Source organism: Streptomyces melanosporofaciens (assembly GCF_900105695.1).
GTDB lineage: Bacteria > Actinomycetota > Actinomycetes > Streptomycetales > Streptomycetaceae > Streptomyces > Streptomyces antimycoticus.
The window spans coordinates 9026546-9040741 of record NZ_FNST01000002.1 but is presented as its reverse complement, the minus strand read 5'-3'; the positions used below and the strand labels follow the sequence as shown (position 1 = coordinate 9040741).

Sequence of the window (14196 nt, the reverse complement as noted above, 5' to 3'; positions counted from 1 at the left end):
CTCAGCCCTTGACCTCCGTCCAGGCCCTGGTCCACTGGGCGTAGTCGGTGCAGTCGGCGTCCTTACGGCCGTCAAGGCACTGTTTGATGGGCGTGGTCCAGAAGTGGACGCGCTGGAAGTACTTCTCGTCGTCCGCGTGGAAGATCGCGCAGTGGTCGGGGGCGGAGGTCTGGGCGCACGCCTTACGGTTGGACGGAGCCTCGCCGAAGTACTCGGCGACCTGGGCGTTGACCTTGGGCGAGACGATCCAGTCGAGCCACTTGTAGGCGCAGTTGGGGTGCTCGGCCTTGGCGGAGACCATCCAGGTGTCGGACCAGCCGGTGGCGCCCTCCTTGGGGAGCACCGCCTTGACGGGGGCCTTCTCGGCCTGGGTGAGGTTGGCGATGACCTGCCAGGTGGTGCCGATGACGCTGTCGCCGCCCTTGAAGGCGGTGATCTCCTTCTGGTAGTCGCTCCAGTACTCCCCCACCGCCTTGTGCTGCTTCTTCAGCAGTGCGACGGCGGCGTCGAGTTGCTTCTGGTCGAGCGCGTAGGGGTTCTTGATGCCGAGCGAGGGCTTGGCGTGCATCAGATAGAGCGCGGCGTCGGCGATGTAGATGGGCGAGTCGTAGGCGGTGACATGGCCGTCGTACCGCGCGGCGTCGTCGAAGACGGCACGCCAGGAGTCGGGCGCCGAGGTGACCTTGTCGGTGCGGTACATGAGGAGGTTGGCGCCCCGGCCGTGCGGAATGCCGTACATCCGGCCGTCCTTGGAGTTGAACGGCTGCTGTTTGAGGGCCGGGAAGATGTCCTTGTAGTTCGGGACCAGCTTGGTGTTGACGGGGGCCGCGTCGCCGGAGGCGATGAGGCGCAGGGTGGCGTCGCCGGAGGCGGAGACCGTGTCGTACTGCCCGGTCTTCATCAGCGAGACCATCTCGTCGGAGGTGCCGGCCGTCTTGGTGTTCACCCGGCAGCCGGTCTTCTTCTCGAACGGGTGGACCCAGTCGACCTTGGGGTCGTTGGAGCCGTCCTCGGCGTAGCCGGCCCAGGCGATGATGTTGACCTCGCCTTCGGCCTTACCGAGCTTGTCGGGCGCGTGGCCGCCCTTGTCGTCGTCGTTTCCGGAACCGCATCCGGCGGCGGTCAGCAGCAGCGCGCAGATGGCGGCCGCGGACCTCCACGCAGACATCTTCCGTTTCCGCATCCGGTCCTCCTCGTCCCGCTTGGCACTTGAGGCTCGGCCAGTATCAGGCGGGTCGTATGCCCCCGCCAGGGTGCCGTCGGCAATGACAAGGTCAACTCGGTACGGGGAAGGCGTCCCGCTCGTCCCAGGAAAGCCCGATCTGGCCGTCCGGGCGGGCGGATTCGGGGAGTCCGGTGAGGTTCTGGCGGAGCACGGTGAGCCGGTCGCCGTGCGGAAGCACGATGGTGAAGCGGGTGTGCGCCCCGGCGTGCACGATATCGGTGATGCGCCCCGTGACGGTCCGGCGGCCGTCGGCGGACACTGCGGCGGACTGCCGGGCGGATGGTTCGGCGGGGTCGGTGAGCAGGATCCGCTCGGGCCGGATGGAGTAGGTGCCGGGGCGGCCCACGACGCGGACCGCGGCCTCGCCGCGCAGCAGGTTGGTGGTGCCGACGAAGCCCGCGACGAAGGCGGTGGCGGGGTGTTCGTACACCTCGACCGGCGGACCGGTCTGTTCGATGCGGCCGTCGCGGACCACGGCGATGCGGTCGCTCATGGTCAGCGCCTCGTCCTGGTCGTGGGTGACCAGGAGGAAGGTGATGCCGGTGGTGCGCTGGAGCTCCTTGAGCTCGGTCTGCATCTCCTGCCGGAGCGCCAGGTCGAGCGCGCCGAGCGGTTCGTCGAGCAGCAGCACGGCGGGCCGGTCGACGAGCGCGCGGGCGAGGGCGACGCGCTGGCGCTGGCCGCCGGAGAGCTCGGTGGGGCGGCGGGAGGCGAAGCCGTCCAGCCGTACGGTGGTCAGCGCCTCGCGGGCGCGGGCGAGCCGCTCGGCCTTGCGGACACCGCGCACGGTCAGGGCGTAGGCCACGTTCTGCTCGACGCTCATCTGCGGGAAGAGCGCGTAGTCCTGGAAGACGGTGTGCACATCGCGGCGGTTGGGGGGAGTCGCGGTGACGTCGTCTCCGGCGAGTTCGATACGGCCGCCGGTGGGCTGTTCGAACCCCGCGACCAGGCGCAGCAAAGTGGTCTTCCCCGAGCCGGAGGGGCCGAGCAGGGTGAAGAACTCGCCCTCGTGGACGGTGAGGTCGACGGCGTCCACCGCGCGCACCGTCCCGAAGTCCTTGGTGACGGCCTCCAGCCGGACGGCCGTGCCGGTCCGCGTCGTGGTCCGGGCTTGCGTCTGAGTCTCCGCCACCGACCGCTCCCCTCGCCCTTCGGCTGATCAGGACCGTGATCGCGGTCACTGTACCGGGGTTACGCGCGCTGCGGTCCCCGTGCCACACTTCTGACACATCGTCAGTTACCAGGTATCGGGAGGGGCCGTGTCCCCCACGCGTGTGCCCGTGGTCGACGGGTGGTTCAGCTCCGAGGGCGGGGAGTTCCGGCTGCTGGGGACGGGCTGCCGGGGCTGCGGGGCAGTGTACTTCCCGCGGGAGGACGCCTTCTGCCGCGCCCCGGGCTGCGCGGGCACCGAGCTGGCGGAGGTGCCGCTGTCCCGGCGCGGCCGGGTGTGGTCCTACACCGACGGCCGCTACCGGCCGCCCGCCCCCTATCCGTCAGGACCCGAGGGCGAGTGGCGGCCGTACACCCTGATCGCCGTGGAGCTGGCCGCCGAGCGGATGGTGGTGCTGGGACAGGGCGCCCCCGGGGTGACCGTGGCCGATCTGGTTGTCGGGATGGAGGTCGAGGTGGTGCCCGGGGTGCTGGGCGCGGAGGGCGGGCGCACCCTCACCACCTGGCATTGGCGGCCCGTCGCTGAGGAGGCGTCATGACCGGTGAGGTGGCGGTGCTCGGCGCCGGGATGCACCCGTGGGGGAAATGGGGCCGCAGCTTCGTGGAGTACGGCACGAAGGCGGCGCGGGCCGCGCTCGCGGACGCCGGGCTCGAGTGGTCCGCGATTCAGTCCGTGGTGGGTGCCAACACCGTGCGCTGCGGCTATCCCGGGCAGGTCGCGGGCGCGACCTTCGCCCGGGCGCTGGGCTGGCAGGGCGCCCGGGTCACCAGCGTGTACGCGGCCTGTGCGTCCGGTGCGCGGGCCATCGACACCGCCCGCGCCCAGATCCTGTCCGGTATGGCGGACACGGTGCTGGTGGTGGGCTCCGACGCGGCGCCCAAGGGCTTCTTCGCCCCGGCGGGCGGTGAGCGGCCGGACGATCCGGACTGGCTGCGCTTCCGGGTGCTGGGCGCCACCAACCCCGCCTATTTCGCGCTCTGGGCCCGCCGCCGGATGGCGATGTACGGCGACACGGCCGAGGACTTCGCGCGGGTGAAGGTGAAGAACGCGGCCGCCGGCGCCGCCAATCCGTACGCCCGCTACCGCTCCCCCGTCACCGCCGAGGAGGTCGCCGCGTCCCCGGTGGTCGCCGATCCGCTGCGGCTGCTGGACATCTGCGCGACCTCCGACGGGGCGGCGGCGCTGGTGCTCGGCAGCATGGAGACGGCGCAGCGGCTCGGGATGAGGCGCCCGGTGCGGATCCGGGCGGTCTCATCCGTCTCCCCCAGCCATCCGCGCACCGCACTGGATCTGCCGGACATCGCCACCGACTCGGCCCCGCCGGGCTCCCCCGCGTCCGATCCGTTCCGGCCCTCCATCGCCCGGGCGGCGTACGAGGAGGCGGGGCTGGGGCCGGAGGATCTGTCGCTGGCCGAGGTGTACGACCTGTCCACCGCCCTGGAGCTGGAGTGGTACGAGGACCTCGGGCTGTGCGGGCCCGGGGAGGGCGCGAAGCTGCTGCGCGAGGGGGCGACGGCGCTGGGCGGGCGGATTCCGGTCAATCCGAGCGGGGGGCTGGCGTCCTTCGGGGAGGCGGTTCCCGCGCAGGCCATCGCCCAGGTATGCGAGCTGACCCAGCAGTTGCGCGGGCAGGCGGGCGAGCGGCAGGTGGCGGGGGCGAGCGCCGGAATCACCGTGAACCAGGGGCTGTTCGGGCATGGCTCGTCGGTCGTCGCGGTCCGCTGAGGGGTGCCCGAGCGTCCGCCGGTGCCAGGGCAACGTCCTTACGGTTGTCACGAACACCGTTGCCGTCCATCACCTTGACGCCCCCTGACCACCGGTGAACACTGCTGCGGTGTCAGTCGGCGTCGCCGCGCGCAGGCTCTCTTGACGTTCACCCCCCATGGGCGATTCCGATGCACCCGCACGCTCGAAACGACCCAGCACGGAGGACCGGGGCCACCCGCCCCGGGCGAGGTCCTAGGAGCCGACATGAGCAATGGGGACATCTTCACCGGTGAGGTCATCGGCACCGCGATACTGATTCTCTTCGGGGCGGGCGTCTGCGCCGCCGTCACGCTGAAGCACTCCAAGGCCAAGGCGTCGGGATGGATCGTCATCGCCTTCGGCTGGGGCTTCGGCGTCATGGCCGGCGCCTACACCGCCGCCCCGCTGTCCGGAGCCCATCTGAATCCGGCGGTGACCGTGGGCGTCGCCGTGGACACCGGCGACTGGGACAAGGTGCCGCTCTACATCCTCGGGCAGCTGATCGGCGCCGTGATCGGCGCGGTGCTGGCCTGGGCGCTGTACTACGCGCAGTTCGCCGCCAACGCGGACGAGAAGACCGCCCTTCCCACGCTCGGGGTCTTCTCCACCGTTCCGGAGATCCGGAATCCGGTGGCCAACCTCGTCACCGAGATCATCGCGACGGCCGCGCTGGTGCTGCCGCTGCTCGCGTTCGGCAAGGTCGACGGCATCGGGGTCGGCCCGGTCACCGAGGGCGGCGGCACCGTGGTCCTCGGCTCGGGCATCTCCGTCCTGCTCGTCGCGTTCCTGGTGGTCGGCATCGGCCTCTCCCTGGGCGGGCCCACCGGCTATGCCATCAACCCGGCGCGCGACCTCGGGCCCCGCCTCGCCCACGCCCTGCTGCCCATCCCCAACAAGGGGACCTCCGACTGGGGTTATGCCTGGGTCCCGGTGGTGGGTCCGCTGATCGGGGCCGTGCTGGCGGGTCTCGTCTTCAACGCAGCCTTCTGACCGAAGGAGACGTCATGCCGCATCCGACGGACACCTACGTCGCCGCGATCGACCAGGGCACCACCTCCAGCCGCTGCATCATCTTCGACCGCGACGGCGCGATCGTCGCCGTCGACCAGCGCGAGCACCGCCAGATCTTTCCCAAGCCCGGCTGGGTCGAGCACGACGCCACCGAGATCTGGGCCAAGGTGCAGGCCGTGGTGGCCGGTGCGCTGGCCAAGGCGGGGCTGCGGGCCGACGAGCTGACCGCGCTGGGCATCACCAACCAGCGCGAGACGACGGTCCTGTGGGACCGCCGCACCGGCAAACCGGTGCACAACGCGATCGTCTGGCAGGACACCCGCACCTCCGGACTGTGCGCCGAACTCGGCGGCGAGGTGGGACAGGACCGCTTCCGGGACACCACCGGGCTGCCGCTCGCCAGCTACTTCTCCGGGCCCAAGGCCGCCTGGCTGCTGGACAACGTCCCCGGGCTGCGCCACCGTGCCGAGCTGGGCGAGATCGCCTTCGGCACCATCGACTCCTGGCTGATCTGGAACCTCACCGGGGGCACCGACGGCGGAGTGCACGTCACCGATGTGACCAACGCCGGACGCACCCTGCTGATGGATCTGCGGACCCTCCAGTGGGACACCTCCATCCTGGCCGCCATGGGCCTGCCCGAGGCGATGCTCCCGGAGATCCGCTCCTCCGCCGAGGTGTACGGCACGGCGGTCGGGCAGTTGGCCGGTGTGCCGGTGGCCTCCGCGCTCGGCGATCAGCAGGCCGCCGTCTTCGGCCAGACCTGCTACGGCGTCGGCGAGGCCAAGAACACCTATGGCACCGGCAGCTTCCTGCTGCTGAACACGGGTGACCGCCCGGTGCCGTCCAAGAGCGGGCTGCTGACCACGATGGGCTACCAGCTCGGCGGTGAGCGGCCGGTCTACTGCCTGGAGGGATCGATCGCGATCACCGGGGCGCTGGTGCAGTGGTTCCGTGATCAGCTGGGCATCATCCGCTCCGCCGACGAGATCGAGCCGCTCGCCGCGAGCGTGGACGACAACGGCGGGGCGTATATCGTCCCGGCCTTCTCGGGTCTGTTCGCCCCGTACTGGCGCTCGGACGCCCGTGGCGTGATCACCGGCCTCACCCGCTATGTCACCAAGGCACATCTGGCCCGGGCCGTCCTGGAGTCGACGAGCTGGCAGACGCGCGAGGTGGTCGACGCGATGTACCAGGACTCCGGGGTGCGGATCAGCTCGCTCAAGGTCGACGGCGGAATGACGGCGAACGGCCTGCTGATGCAACATCAGGCCGATGTGCTGGGCGTTCCGGTGATCCGCCCGGTGGTCGCCGAGACCACCTGCCTGGGCGCGGCGTACGCGGCGGGGCTGGCCACCGGCGCCTGGCAGGACCTCGACGAGCTGCGGGCCCACTGGAAGCGGGACACCGAGTGGACCCCGGGGATGTCCGAGGAGGAGAGGACGCGCGAGTACGGCAACTGGCGCATGGCGGTGGAGCGCAGCTTCGGCTGGCACAAGGAAGGGCAGCCGGCCGAGGGCTCCTGAGCCGCGTACGGTGCCATCGCTCGCGAACGGCGGCCCGTACCCCGGACGGCGGGGTACGGGCCGTGCCGCGCGGTCAGCCCCGGGGCGCGGTGGCCAGCATCGCGTGTTCCACCACCGAGATCAGCACATGCTTGACCGACTCGCGCTCCCGGGCGTCGCACAGGACGACCGGGGTGCCCGGGTCGAGGTCGAGCGCGTCGCGCACCGAGTCCTCCGGATAGCGGTCGGCGCCCTGGAAGCAGTTGACCGCCACGGTGAAGGCGATGTCCCGCCGCTCGAAGTAGTCGATGGCGGCGAAACAGTCCTCGAGACGGCGGGTGTCGGCCAGCACCACCGCGCCCAGCGCGCCGGTGGCCAGCTCGTCCCACAGGAACCAGAAGCGGTCCTGTCCCGGTGTGCCGAAGAGGTACAGCACCAGGTCCTCGCGGAGCGTGATGCGCCCGAAGTCCATGGCGACGGTGGTGGTCGTCTTGGACTCCACCCCCGCGATGTCGTCGACCGGCCGGCCCGCCTCGGTGAGCAGCTCCTCGGTGCGCAGCGGCCTGATCTCGCTGACCGCCCCCACCAGGGTCGTCTTGCCCACCCCGAAGCCGCCCGCCACCAGTATCTTCAGCGTGACCGGTTCGACGACATGAGGGCGAACCAGGTCAGAGTGCCCGTAGCCCATTGATCACCTCGCGCAGAATCCTCTCGTCCGGCAGTTCCGCCGGAGGTACGGGCCGCGACACTCGGACGAGTGCGGCGTGGAGCAGATCGCCGATGAGCACACGGATCACGCCGATCGGAAGGTCGAGTTCCGCCGCCAGTTCGGCGACGGACTGCGGACTGTCCCGGCTCAGCTCGACGATGTCGATGTGCTCCGGGGACAGCATCTGGTCGGCGACGGTCCGGTGGTTCGCGCTCTCGGCGACGACGACCGCGATCAGATCCAGCTTCTCCTCCGCGGCGCTGCGGGTGCGTCCCCGCGTCATCGCATAAGGTCTGACCACCGGTCCCGCCGCGTCGTCGAACCACCGGGCGGCGCTTTCCGGGTCTCCGCTCATCTTCCCCCGGCCTCCGTCACCCGCTGGAGCGCGGAGCCGAGCCCAGATGCACGCCCACCCGCTTGACCAGCAGCGTCATCTCGTATGCTATCTGACCCACATCGGAGTCGGCGTCGGCGAGGACGGCGAGACAGCTACCGTCGCCCGCCGCGGTGACGAACAGGAAGGCGTCGTCGAGTTCGACGATGGTCTGACGGACCCGGCCGACGTCGAAGTGGCGGCCGACGCCCTTGGCGAGGCTGTGGAAGCCGGAGGCCACGGCGGCCAGATGCTCACCGTCCTCCCGGGACAGATCGCGTGAGCCGCCGGTGGCGAGCCCGTCCCCGGAGAGCACCAGCGCCTTGCGGATGCTGCCCACTCTTCCGACCAGTTCATCGAGCAGCCAGTTGAGTTCGCCCGATCCATTCGGCGAGCCGTTGGATGCTGCGGCGTTCGATGCGGTCATCGACCGTCCCCCTCATGTGTCGTTCCCGGTGCTGTGCCCGCATCGCCGGATCCGGTGGCCGACTGCCGCCGACCGCGCTGCCAACCCCGTTGCAGCGAGGCCATGGTGGCCCTCGCCTGCTCGGCTTCGCGCTCGGGATCGATCTCGGCAGCGGTTCGGTCCGCCTCGTCCGGGGGTGCGGGGTCGTTCTTCAACTGCGGGGCCAGGCTGGCCTGCCGTACCCGCTTGGGGAGGCCGGAGGCCGCCCGCTGGGTCGGCACCGGGCTCTGCTCCGGGCCCTTGCGCTCCGGCCCCGTGCGCCGCGGGCCCTGGCCCTGGGCCTGGTCCTGGCCCTGGCGTTCGGAGCGGTCGGCCCACGACGGCTGTCCCGGGCCCTGGATACGGCTGTGCCGTCCGCCGGACGTGCCCTCGACCGGTCGGCCGTGGTCGGCGACCAGTACCGGCGGGACACGGCGGGGCAGCGGCGCGGGGCCACCGCCCGGTGCCGGGTCCGGGCCGTCCGGAGTCTGCTGATGCTGCTCCACGGTGGACGGGGCGGGCCCGGTGCGCGTGGACTGACGCGCCTTCAGGCCGCGGGCCCGGAAGATCCCGCCCACTTCCTCGTCCTCGTCGGCGCCATCGTGCCCCTCATGTGCGAAGGACGAGGTCAGGGAGGCGAGCTGCGAGGCCGGCCCGGCCTCGTCCACGGGCCCGAGCCGGACGTCGCCCACACCGCGCCGCGCGGTGTCGGCGAAGCGGCCGCCGGTGTCCCGGCCGCCGCTGTCGCGGTCGTCGGGCTCCCCCCGGCCGCCCTCGTCGGTGAGCAGGTTGGAGGGGATGAGCACGATGGCCGTGGTGCCGCCGTACGGGGAGGGCTGCAGCGAGACCCGCGCCCCCTGCCGCTGGGCGAGCCGGCTGACCACGAACAGTCCGAGCCGGTCGGTGTCGGAGAGCTGGAACTCGGGGGTCTCGGCGAGCCGGAGATTGGCCTCCAGCAGCGCGTCCGGCGTCATGCCCAGACCACGGTCGTGGATCTCCAGGGTGAAGCCCTTGGCGACCCGCTCGCCGTGCACCTGGACGGCGGTGTGCGGCGGCGAGAAGACGGTCGCGTTCTCCAGGAGTTCGGCGATCAGGTGGGTGAGGTCGCCGACGGCCGGGCCGACGGCCGCGATCCGGGGCAGCCGGCGGACCTCGATCCGCTCGTAGTCCTCCACCTCGGCGACGGCGGCGCGCACGACATCCATCAGCTGGATCGGCTTGCGCCACTGCCGGGAGGGTGCGGCGCCGGAGAGGATGACCAGGCCCTCGGCGTGCCGCCGCATACGGGTGGTCATATGGTCCAGACGGAACAGATCGGCGAGCTCGTCGGTGTCCTCGGTGCGCCGCTCCATGGTGTCGAGGAGGGTGAGCTGACGGTGCAGCAGCACCTGGCTGCGGCGGGCGAGGTTGACGAAGACCTCGGAGACGCCCTGGCGGAGCTCGGCCTGTTTGACCGCGGCCTCGACGGCGGCCCGCTGGAGGGTGTTGAGGGCCTGGCCCACCTGGCCCATCTCATCGGGGCCGTAGTCCAGCCGGGGCGCCTCGGTCTCCACGTCGATCTGCTCGCCCGCGCCGAGGCGGCGCATCACGCTCGGCAGCCGGACGCTGGAGACCTCCTGGGCGTCCCTGCGCAGCCGGGACAGATCGCGGACCAGGCTGCGGCCGATCCGGAACGAGACGAAGACGGAGACGATGAGCGCGATCAGGCCGAGGACGCCGGCGATCCCCGCCTTGAGCAACACGCTGCTGGCCACCGGGTCGATGCGCTTCTTGAGCCGGTCGGTGGCCTCGTCGCCCAGCCGGTCGTAGTCGTTGAGGACGGGGTGGGCCGCGGCCTCCCAGTGCTCCTGGTCCAGGGCCCGGATGGCCGTGGCGGGGTCCATCGAGGAGAGCACCTTGCCCTCGGCCACCCGGAGGGCGGCGGGGGCGGCGTTGGTGCGCCGGTAGTCGGCGAAGACCTTCTGCTCGGAGTCGGGGAGGATCGGCAGGTTGATCTCGTAGAGCAGGGTGCGCTCGGCGATGAGGTCGGACATCGCCTGGAGGTCCGCCATCGTCATCTTGCGCGCCGTCAGCGCCGAGACATACAGCGCGTCCTCGCGGGAGAGCGCCTCCCGGGCGCGGATCATGGCGACCAGCGCGCGGCCCTGTTTGTCGAGGTCGGTGTCGGGCACCGCGTGGAGGGAGCTGCGGAAGGTGTAGCAGAGGTCGACGAGCTTGTTGTAATACTCATATGCCTGAGTCGAGGAAATGCCGTCGTCCTCGGCCTTGCGGCGCAGGCTGTCCAACCCGTCGGCGGCCTTGAGGATGTTGTCGAGCTGTTCCTCGGAGTCGTCGTTCATCTTGCCGTGCATATCGCCGTCCGACTCGGCGGCCCGTAGTTTGTCGATGGCCTGGTCGGTTTTGCGCTGCAGGGAGTGGAGCACGGGCAGGGCGTCCGACTGCCGCGGATCGGCCAGCAGGATGAGCGTCTGCCGGCGTTCCTTCTGGACGGCGTGCACCGCGTCCTCGGCCGGCTGGCCCGCCTTGTCGATGATGTCGGCCGCGTCCAGCAGTTGGATCGCCTCGCGACCGGTGATCACCGTGGCGAAGGCCCATATCGCCGTCAGCGACACGAGCGGCACCAGCAACAGCGCCACGATCTTCCTGCGGATGGACTTACCGCGAAAGCGCATGGCCTCCCTAACGTCAACCCCGAATTCCGGGGGCGGTGTTCCGAGTTCCGACAACGAGCGGCGCGAGCCTACTACTGCCAGTTGGACATATCGAAGGCATGTCCACTTGATGCAGGGAACTCCTTACACTGCGTGATCAGGAGTTGTCGGGTGATTCCCCGACTTACCCCCCGCGCTCGGCGCTCTTCTCCCGGGCACCGCATGCGGCCATTCGGCCGCGGTTGGCTGGTTTTCCCCTCCCCAGGGGAACCTCGGGTCGGTGCCATTCGTGATCCAAAGGGGCACACTAGGGGGGCATACAACCCAAGTCCCGCTATCTGACTCGGCCGCACCGGGGCAGCCTTGGAAAGGGGTGGGAGCGTCATGGACGCGATGGACAAGGATCGCGACATCCCGGCACACGGGGCCCGGCCGTTGTGGACCGAGGAGCCGGCGCGCAGGCGGCGGCTGCCCGATCCGGTCCGCGCCGCGGCGGTGCGGGCGGTCATCATCATCGCCGTGACGCTGGTTCAGACGATGGTCGCCCTTCTGTGCACCCTGGCCGGCTCATGGTCCGCCTTCCCCACCGTGCTCGCCACGGTGGCGAGCACGGTGGTGGCGACCTGGGGCGTGCTGGACGTGTGGGTGACCCGGCAGGTCTGGCGCCAGCGGTACGGAGTGGTGTCCCGGCCCAGCAGCACGGCCCGGGAGTTGCGCCGGCAGCGCCGCCGGGCCGGTGAGGCGGAGCCGGTCACCTCCCGGCCGGCTGCGGAGCACGGGCCAGCTCGCGGCGCAGCCGCATAAAGGGCCTGGGCCGGTCGACGCCGAGGGCGGCGGTGGAGATCCCGCCACGTTCGTAGACGGCGAGGAAGCCGCCGCCGTCGGCCGGGTCGCCGTCGACGATCCGGACGGTGTCGCCGGGTGCGCGCCGCCCGGCGTACTGGATACGGGCGCCGTACTGGTCGGACCAGAAGTAGGGCAGCGCCTCGAAGGGTTCGACGGTGGACCCGGCGAGCAGATTGCGGGCGGCGACGGCGCCCTGCAGCATGCCGCTGGTCCAGTGCTCGGCCCGGACGGTGCGCGCGGTGCCCGGCTGGGCCAGCCGGGCCACGTCCCCGACGGCCACGACATTGGGCAGCGCGGTGACACAGCCCTCATCGCACCGCACCCCGTCCTCCAGGGCCAGACCGGAGCCTTCCAGCCACCCGGTGACCGGACGCACCCCGACGCCGACGACCACCACATCGGCGGGCAGCACCCGCCCGTCAGTGAGCTCCACGCCGGTGACCCGGCCGCTGCCGCGCAAGCCCTCGACGCCGGTGCCGCACAGCAGGGCGGCCCCGCCCCGCGCGTGCAGCCCGGCGCACACCCGGGCCATCTCCTCGCCCAGTTGGGGCACCAGCGGCAGCGGCGCGGCCTCCACAACGGTGACATCGAGCCCGAGGGCGGCACAGGAGGAGGCCACTTCGGCGCCGATGAAGCCCGCGCCGATCACCACCACCCGGGCGGTGCCCGCGCGCAGCGCGGCGCGGAGCCGGGTCGCGTCGTCGAGGGTGCGCAGGGTGTGCACCCCGTCCAGCCGCGGAAGCCGCAGCGTTCTGGGGGTGGCCCCGGTGGCGATGACGACGCCGTCGGTGCGCAGGGCGCGGCCGCCGGTGAGACGGATCTCCCCGGCGGCGGTGTCCAGCGCCTCGGCCCGGACGCCGAGCAGCCATTCGGCGTCGAGCTCGGCCTCCTCCTCGGGGTCGGTCAGGGCGAGGCGGCCCGGTCCCTCGCCCGGGTCGCCGTCGCCGGTCAGGAACTCCTTGGACAGCGGCGGGCGGTCGTAGGGGCGGTGGCGCTCCTCCCCGACGACGACCAGCCGCCCGTCGTATCCCAGGGAGCGCAGGCCGCGCGCCGCGTGCAGTCCCGCGAGCGAGGCCCCGACCACCGTGACCGTGGTGAGCGTCGTCATGCCACGGCTTCTTCCGGTGCCGCGTGCACGGGCTCACCGGGAACGGTGCGCACCGCGGGGTGGACATACAGCATTCCGTCCACGACCGTGACAGCGTGGGTCCGTACGGGCTTGCGGGCGGGCAGACAGGTCGGCTCGCCGGACCGCAGATCGAACAGCGCGGCGTGCAGCGGGCATTCGACGTAGCAGCCCTCCAGCCACCCTTCGGAGAGGGAGGCGTCCTGGTGGCTGCAGGTGTCATCGATGGCGTAGAACGCTCCGTCGGTGTGGAACACCGCGATCGCCGCGGTGGCGTCGCCGGACTCGACACGCAGCGACTCACCCTCCGGCAAGTCCTCGATACGGCAGACGGGAATCATTGGCCCCCCTCACGTTGATCGGTATCATGCGTTGTGGATAGTGCACTGAAAAGCGCGATGCGCAACAGAATCCAGATCGGGAAGGCAGCCGTCAAGAGTTCCCCGGACCGAGGGGCCCCACGCAGAGCCACCGGATGGTGAGATCAGACCCATGACGAACACGACCGAGGATCGGGCCGAGGAGAAGCGGGGGGCCGCCGGGGCAGTGCAGTCGGTGGACAGGGCGGTGAGCGTCCTGGAGATCCTTGCCAGGCTCGGCGAGGCCGGAGTGACCGAGATCGCCGACGAGCTGGGGGTCCACAAGTCGACCGCCTTCCGGCTGCTCGGCGTTCTGGAGAACCGCGGACTCGTCGGGCAGGAACGCGACCGGGGGAAGTACTACCTGGGCGCCGGAGTGCTCAGACTCGCCGGCGCCGCCGCCATCCGCCTGGACATCTCGCAGGAGGGCGCCCCGGTGTGCCGGGCGCTGGCCGACGAGACCGGCGAGACGGCCAATATCGCCGTTCTGGACGGGGACGCGGCGGTCAACATCATGCAGGCGCGCGGCGCCGCGGCGGTGACCGCCTTCAACTGGCTGGGGCGGCGCACCGCGCTGCACGCCACCGCGAGCGGCAAGGTGCTGCTCGCACATCTGTCGGGCGAACGCCGGGAGCGGCTGGTGACGCGGAAGCTGCCGCGGTTCACCGAGCACACCATCACCACCTCCGCCGAGCTGCGGCAGCAGCTGGAGACGGCGGCCGAGCGCGGCTACGCCTACTCCTGCGAGGAGTTGGAGATCGGGCTGAACGCGGTGGCGGCGCCGGTGCGCGGCCACGACGGCGCGCTCATCGGGGCGATCGGCGTCTCGGGCCCGGCGTACCGGATGGCGCAGAGCCGGCTGCCCGATCTGGCCGAGTACGCCGTGAAGACCGCCGAGGAGCTGTCCCGGCGGATGGGCTTCCCCGGCTGAGCCGCCACATCACCCCACCCACCCGACGAGGGGGCCGGAGAACTCCGGCCCCCTCGTCGCGTCCGTGGCCAGGGGCGCCGAGGAGCGTGTGACCGACG

Annotated in this window: 14 protein-coding genes; 6 read left to right on the top strand and 8 right to left on the bottom strand. The window is 71.3% G+C overall.

Annotated elements, in window-relative coordinates; translation table 11 throughout:
- Position 1: 1 nt before the first annotated feature.
- Together BLV72_RS41310 and BLV72_RS41305 are read right to left on the bottom strand one after the other, a co-directional pair.
- The gene (locus BLV72_RS41310; protein ID WP_093468908.1) at positions 2 to 1183 is read right to left on the bottom strand and encodes an ABC transporter substrate-binding protein; all 1182 of its coding nucleotides are present in this window, start codon (positions 1181 to 1183) and stop codon (positions 2 to 4) included.
- Positions 1184 to 1274: 91 nt separating this feature from the next.
- Positions 1275 to 2357, bottom strand: coding sequence for an ABC transporter ATP-binding protein (locus tag BLV72_RS41305; RefSeq protein WP_093468907.1), 1083 nt, complete (start codon positions 2355 to 2357; stop codon positions 1275 to 1277).
- A 127-nt stretch (positions 2358 to 2484) separates the two neighbouring features.
- Here BLV72_RS41305 and BLV72_RS41300 point away from each other — a divergent pair, with 127 nt between their 5' ends.
- The 4 genes from BLV72_RS41300 (at position 2485) to glpK (ending at position 6679) form a co-directional block, all read left to right on the top strand.
- Positions 2485 to 2934: a Zn-ribbon domain-containing OB-fold protein gene (locus tag BLV72_RS41300; protein WP_093468905.1), complete on the top strand. Its 450-nt coding sequence runs from the start codon at positions 2485 to 2487 to the stop codon at positions 2932 to 2934.
- Positions 2931 to 4121 (top strand): lipid-transfer protein, encoded by a 1191-nt coding sequence (locus BLV72_RS41295; RefSeq protein WP_093468904.1) that lies wholly within the window; start codon positions 2931 to 2933, stop codon positions 4119 to 4121. Before BLV72_RS41300 ends, BLV72_RS41295 begins: the two co-directional genes overlap by 4 nt.
- Positions 4122 to 4367: 246 nt before the next feature.
- On the top strand, positions 4368 to 5132 hold the full coding sequence (locus BLV72_RS41290) for an MIP/aquaporin family protein (RefSeq protein ID WP_093468902.1): 765 nt from the start codon (positions 4368 to 4370) through the stop codon (positions 5130 to 5132).
- Between the two features lie 14 nt (positions 5133 to 5146).
- On the top strand, positions 5147 to 6679 hold the full coding sequence (glpK, locus tag BLV72_RS41285) for a glycerol kinase GlpK (RefSeq protein WP_093468900.1): 1533 nt from the start codon (positions 5147 to 5149) through the stop codon (positions 6677 to 6679).
- A gap of 73 nt (positions 6680 to 6752) precedes the next feature.
- Here glpK and BLV72_RS41280 read toward each other — a convergent pair whose 3' ends face one another.
- From BLV72_RS41280 to BLV72_RS41265, 4 genes are read right to left on the bottom strand one after another with little or no spacing between them, the layout of a single operon-like run.
- Complete coding sequence (locus BLV72_RS41280; protein WP_093468899.1) at positions 6753 to 7346, bottom strand: GTP-binding protein; 594 nt, start codon at positions 7344 to 7346, stop codon at positions 6753 to 6755.
- Entirely contained in the window at positions 7327 to 7722 is a 396-nt protein-coding gene (locus tag BLV72_RS41275; protein ID WP_059145437.1) for a DUF742 domain-containing protein, read from the bottom strand. Before BLV72_RS41275 ends, BLV72_RS41280 begins: the two co-directional genes overlap by 20 nt.
- A 16-nt stretch (positions 7723 to 7738) precedes the next feature.
- Entirely contained in the window at positions 7739 to 8167 is a 429-nt protein-coding gene (locus BLV72_RS41270; protein WP_078645849.1) for a roadblock/LC7 domain-containing protein, read from the bottom strand.
- Positions 8164 to 10857, bottom strand: coding sequence for a sensor histidine kinase (locus BLV72_RS41265; protein ID WP_093468897.1), 2694 nt, complete (start codon positions 10855 to 10857; stop codon positions 8164 to 8166). Before BLV72_RS41265 ends, BLV72_RS41270 begins: the two co-directional genes overlap by 4 nt.
- Before the next feature lie 363 nt (positions 10858 to 11220).
- Here BLV72_RS41265 and BLV72_RS41260 point away from each other — a divergent pair, with 363 nt between their 5' ends.
- A complete protein-coding gene (locus tag BLV72_RS41260; RefSeq protein WP_093468896.1) occupies positions 11221 to 11640 on the top strand; it encodes a hypothetical protein in 420 nt (139 codons plus the stop codon).
- Here BLV72_RS41260 and BLV72_RS41255 read toward each other — a convergent pair.
- Both BLV72_RS41255 and BLV72_RS41250 read right to left on the bottom strand, forming a co-directional pair.
- Positions 11588 to 12790 (bottom strand): NAD(P)/FAD-dependent oxidoreductase, encoded by a 1203-nt coding sequence (locus tag BLV72_RS41255; RefSeq protein ID WP_093468894.1) that lies wholly within the window; start codon positions 12788 to 12790, stop codon positions 11588 to 11590. The two genes, BLV72_RS41260 and BLV72_RS41255, sit on opposite strands and share 53 nt — an antisense overlap.
- Positions 12787 to 13149, bottom strand: a complete 363-nt coding sequence (locus BLV72_RS41250) for a bifunctional 3-phenylpropionate/cinnamic acid dioxygenase ferredoxin subunit (protein ID WP_093468893.1) — start codon at positions 13147 to 13149, stop codon at positions 12787 to 12789. The genes BLV72_RS41255 and BLV72_RS41250 overlap by 4 nt, the downstream gene beginning before the upstream one ends.
- A 151-nt stretch (positions 13150 to 13300) precedes the next feature.
- On the opposite strand from BLV72_RS41250, the gene BLV72_RS41245 reads away from it, so the two are divergent.
- A complete protein-coding gene (locus tag BLV72_RS41245) occupies positions 13301 to 14098 on the top strand; it encodes an IclR family transcriptional regulator (protein WP_059145443.1) in 798 nt (265 codons plus the stop codon).
- The last annotated feature ends 98 nt before the right edge of the window (positions 14099 to 14196 follow it).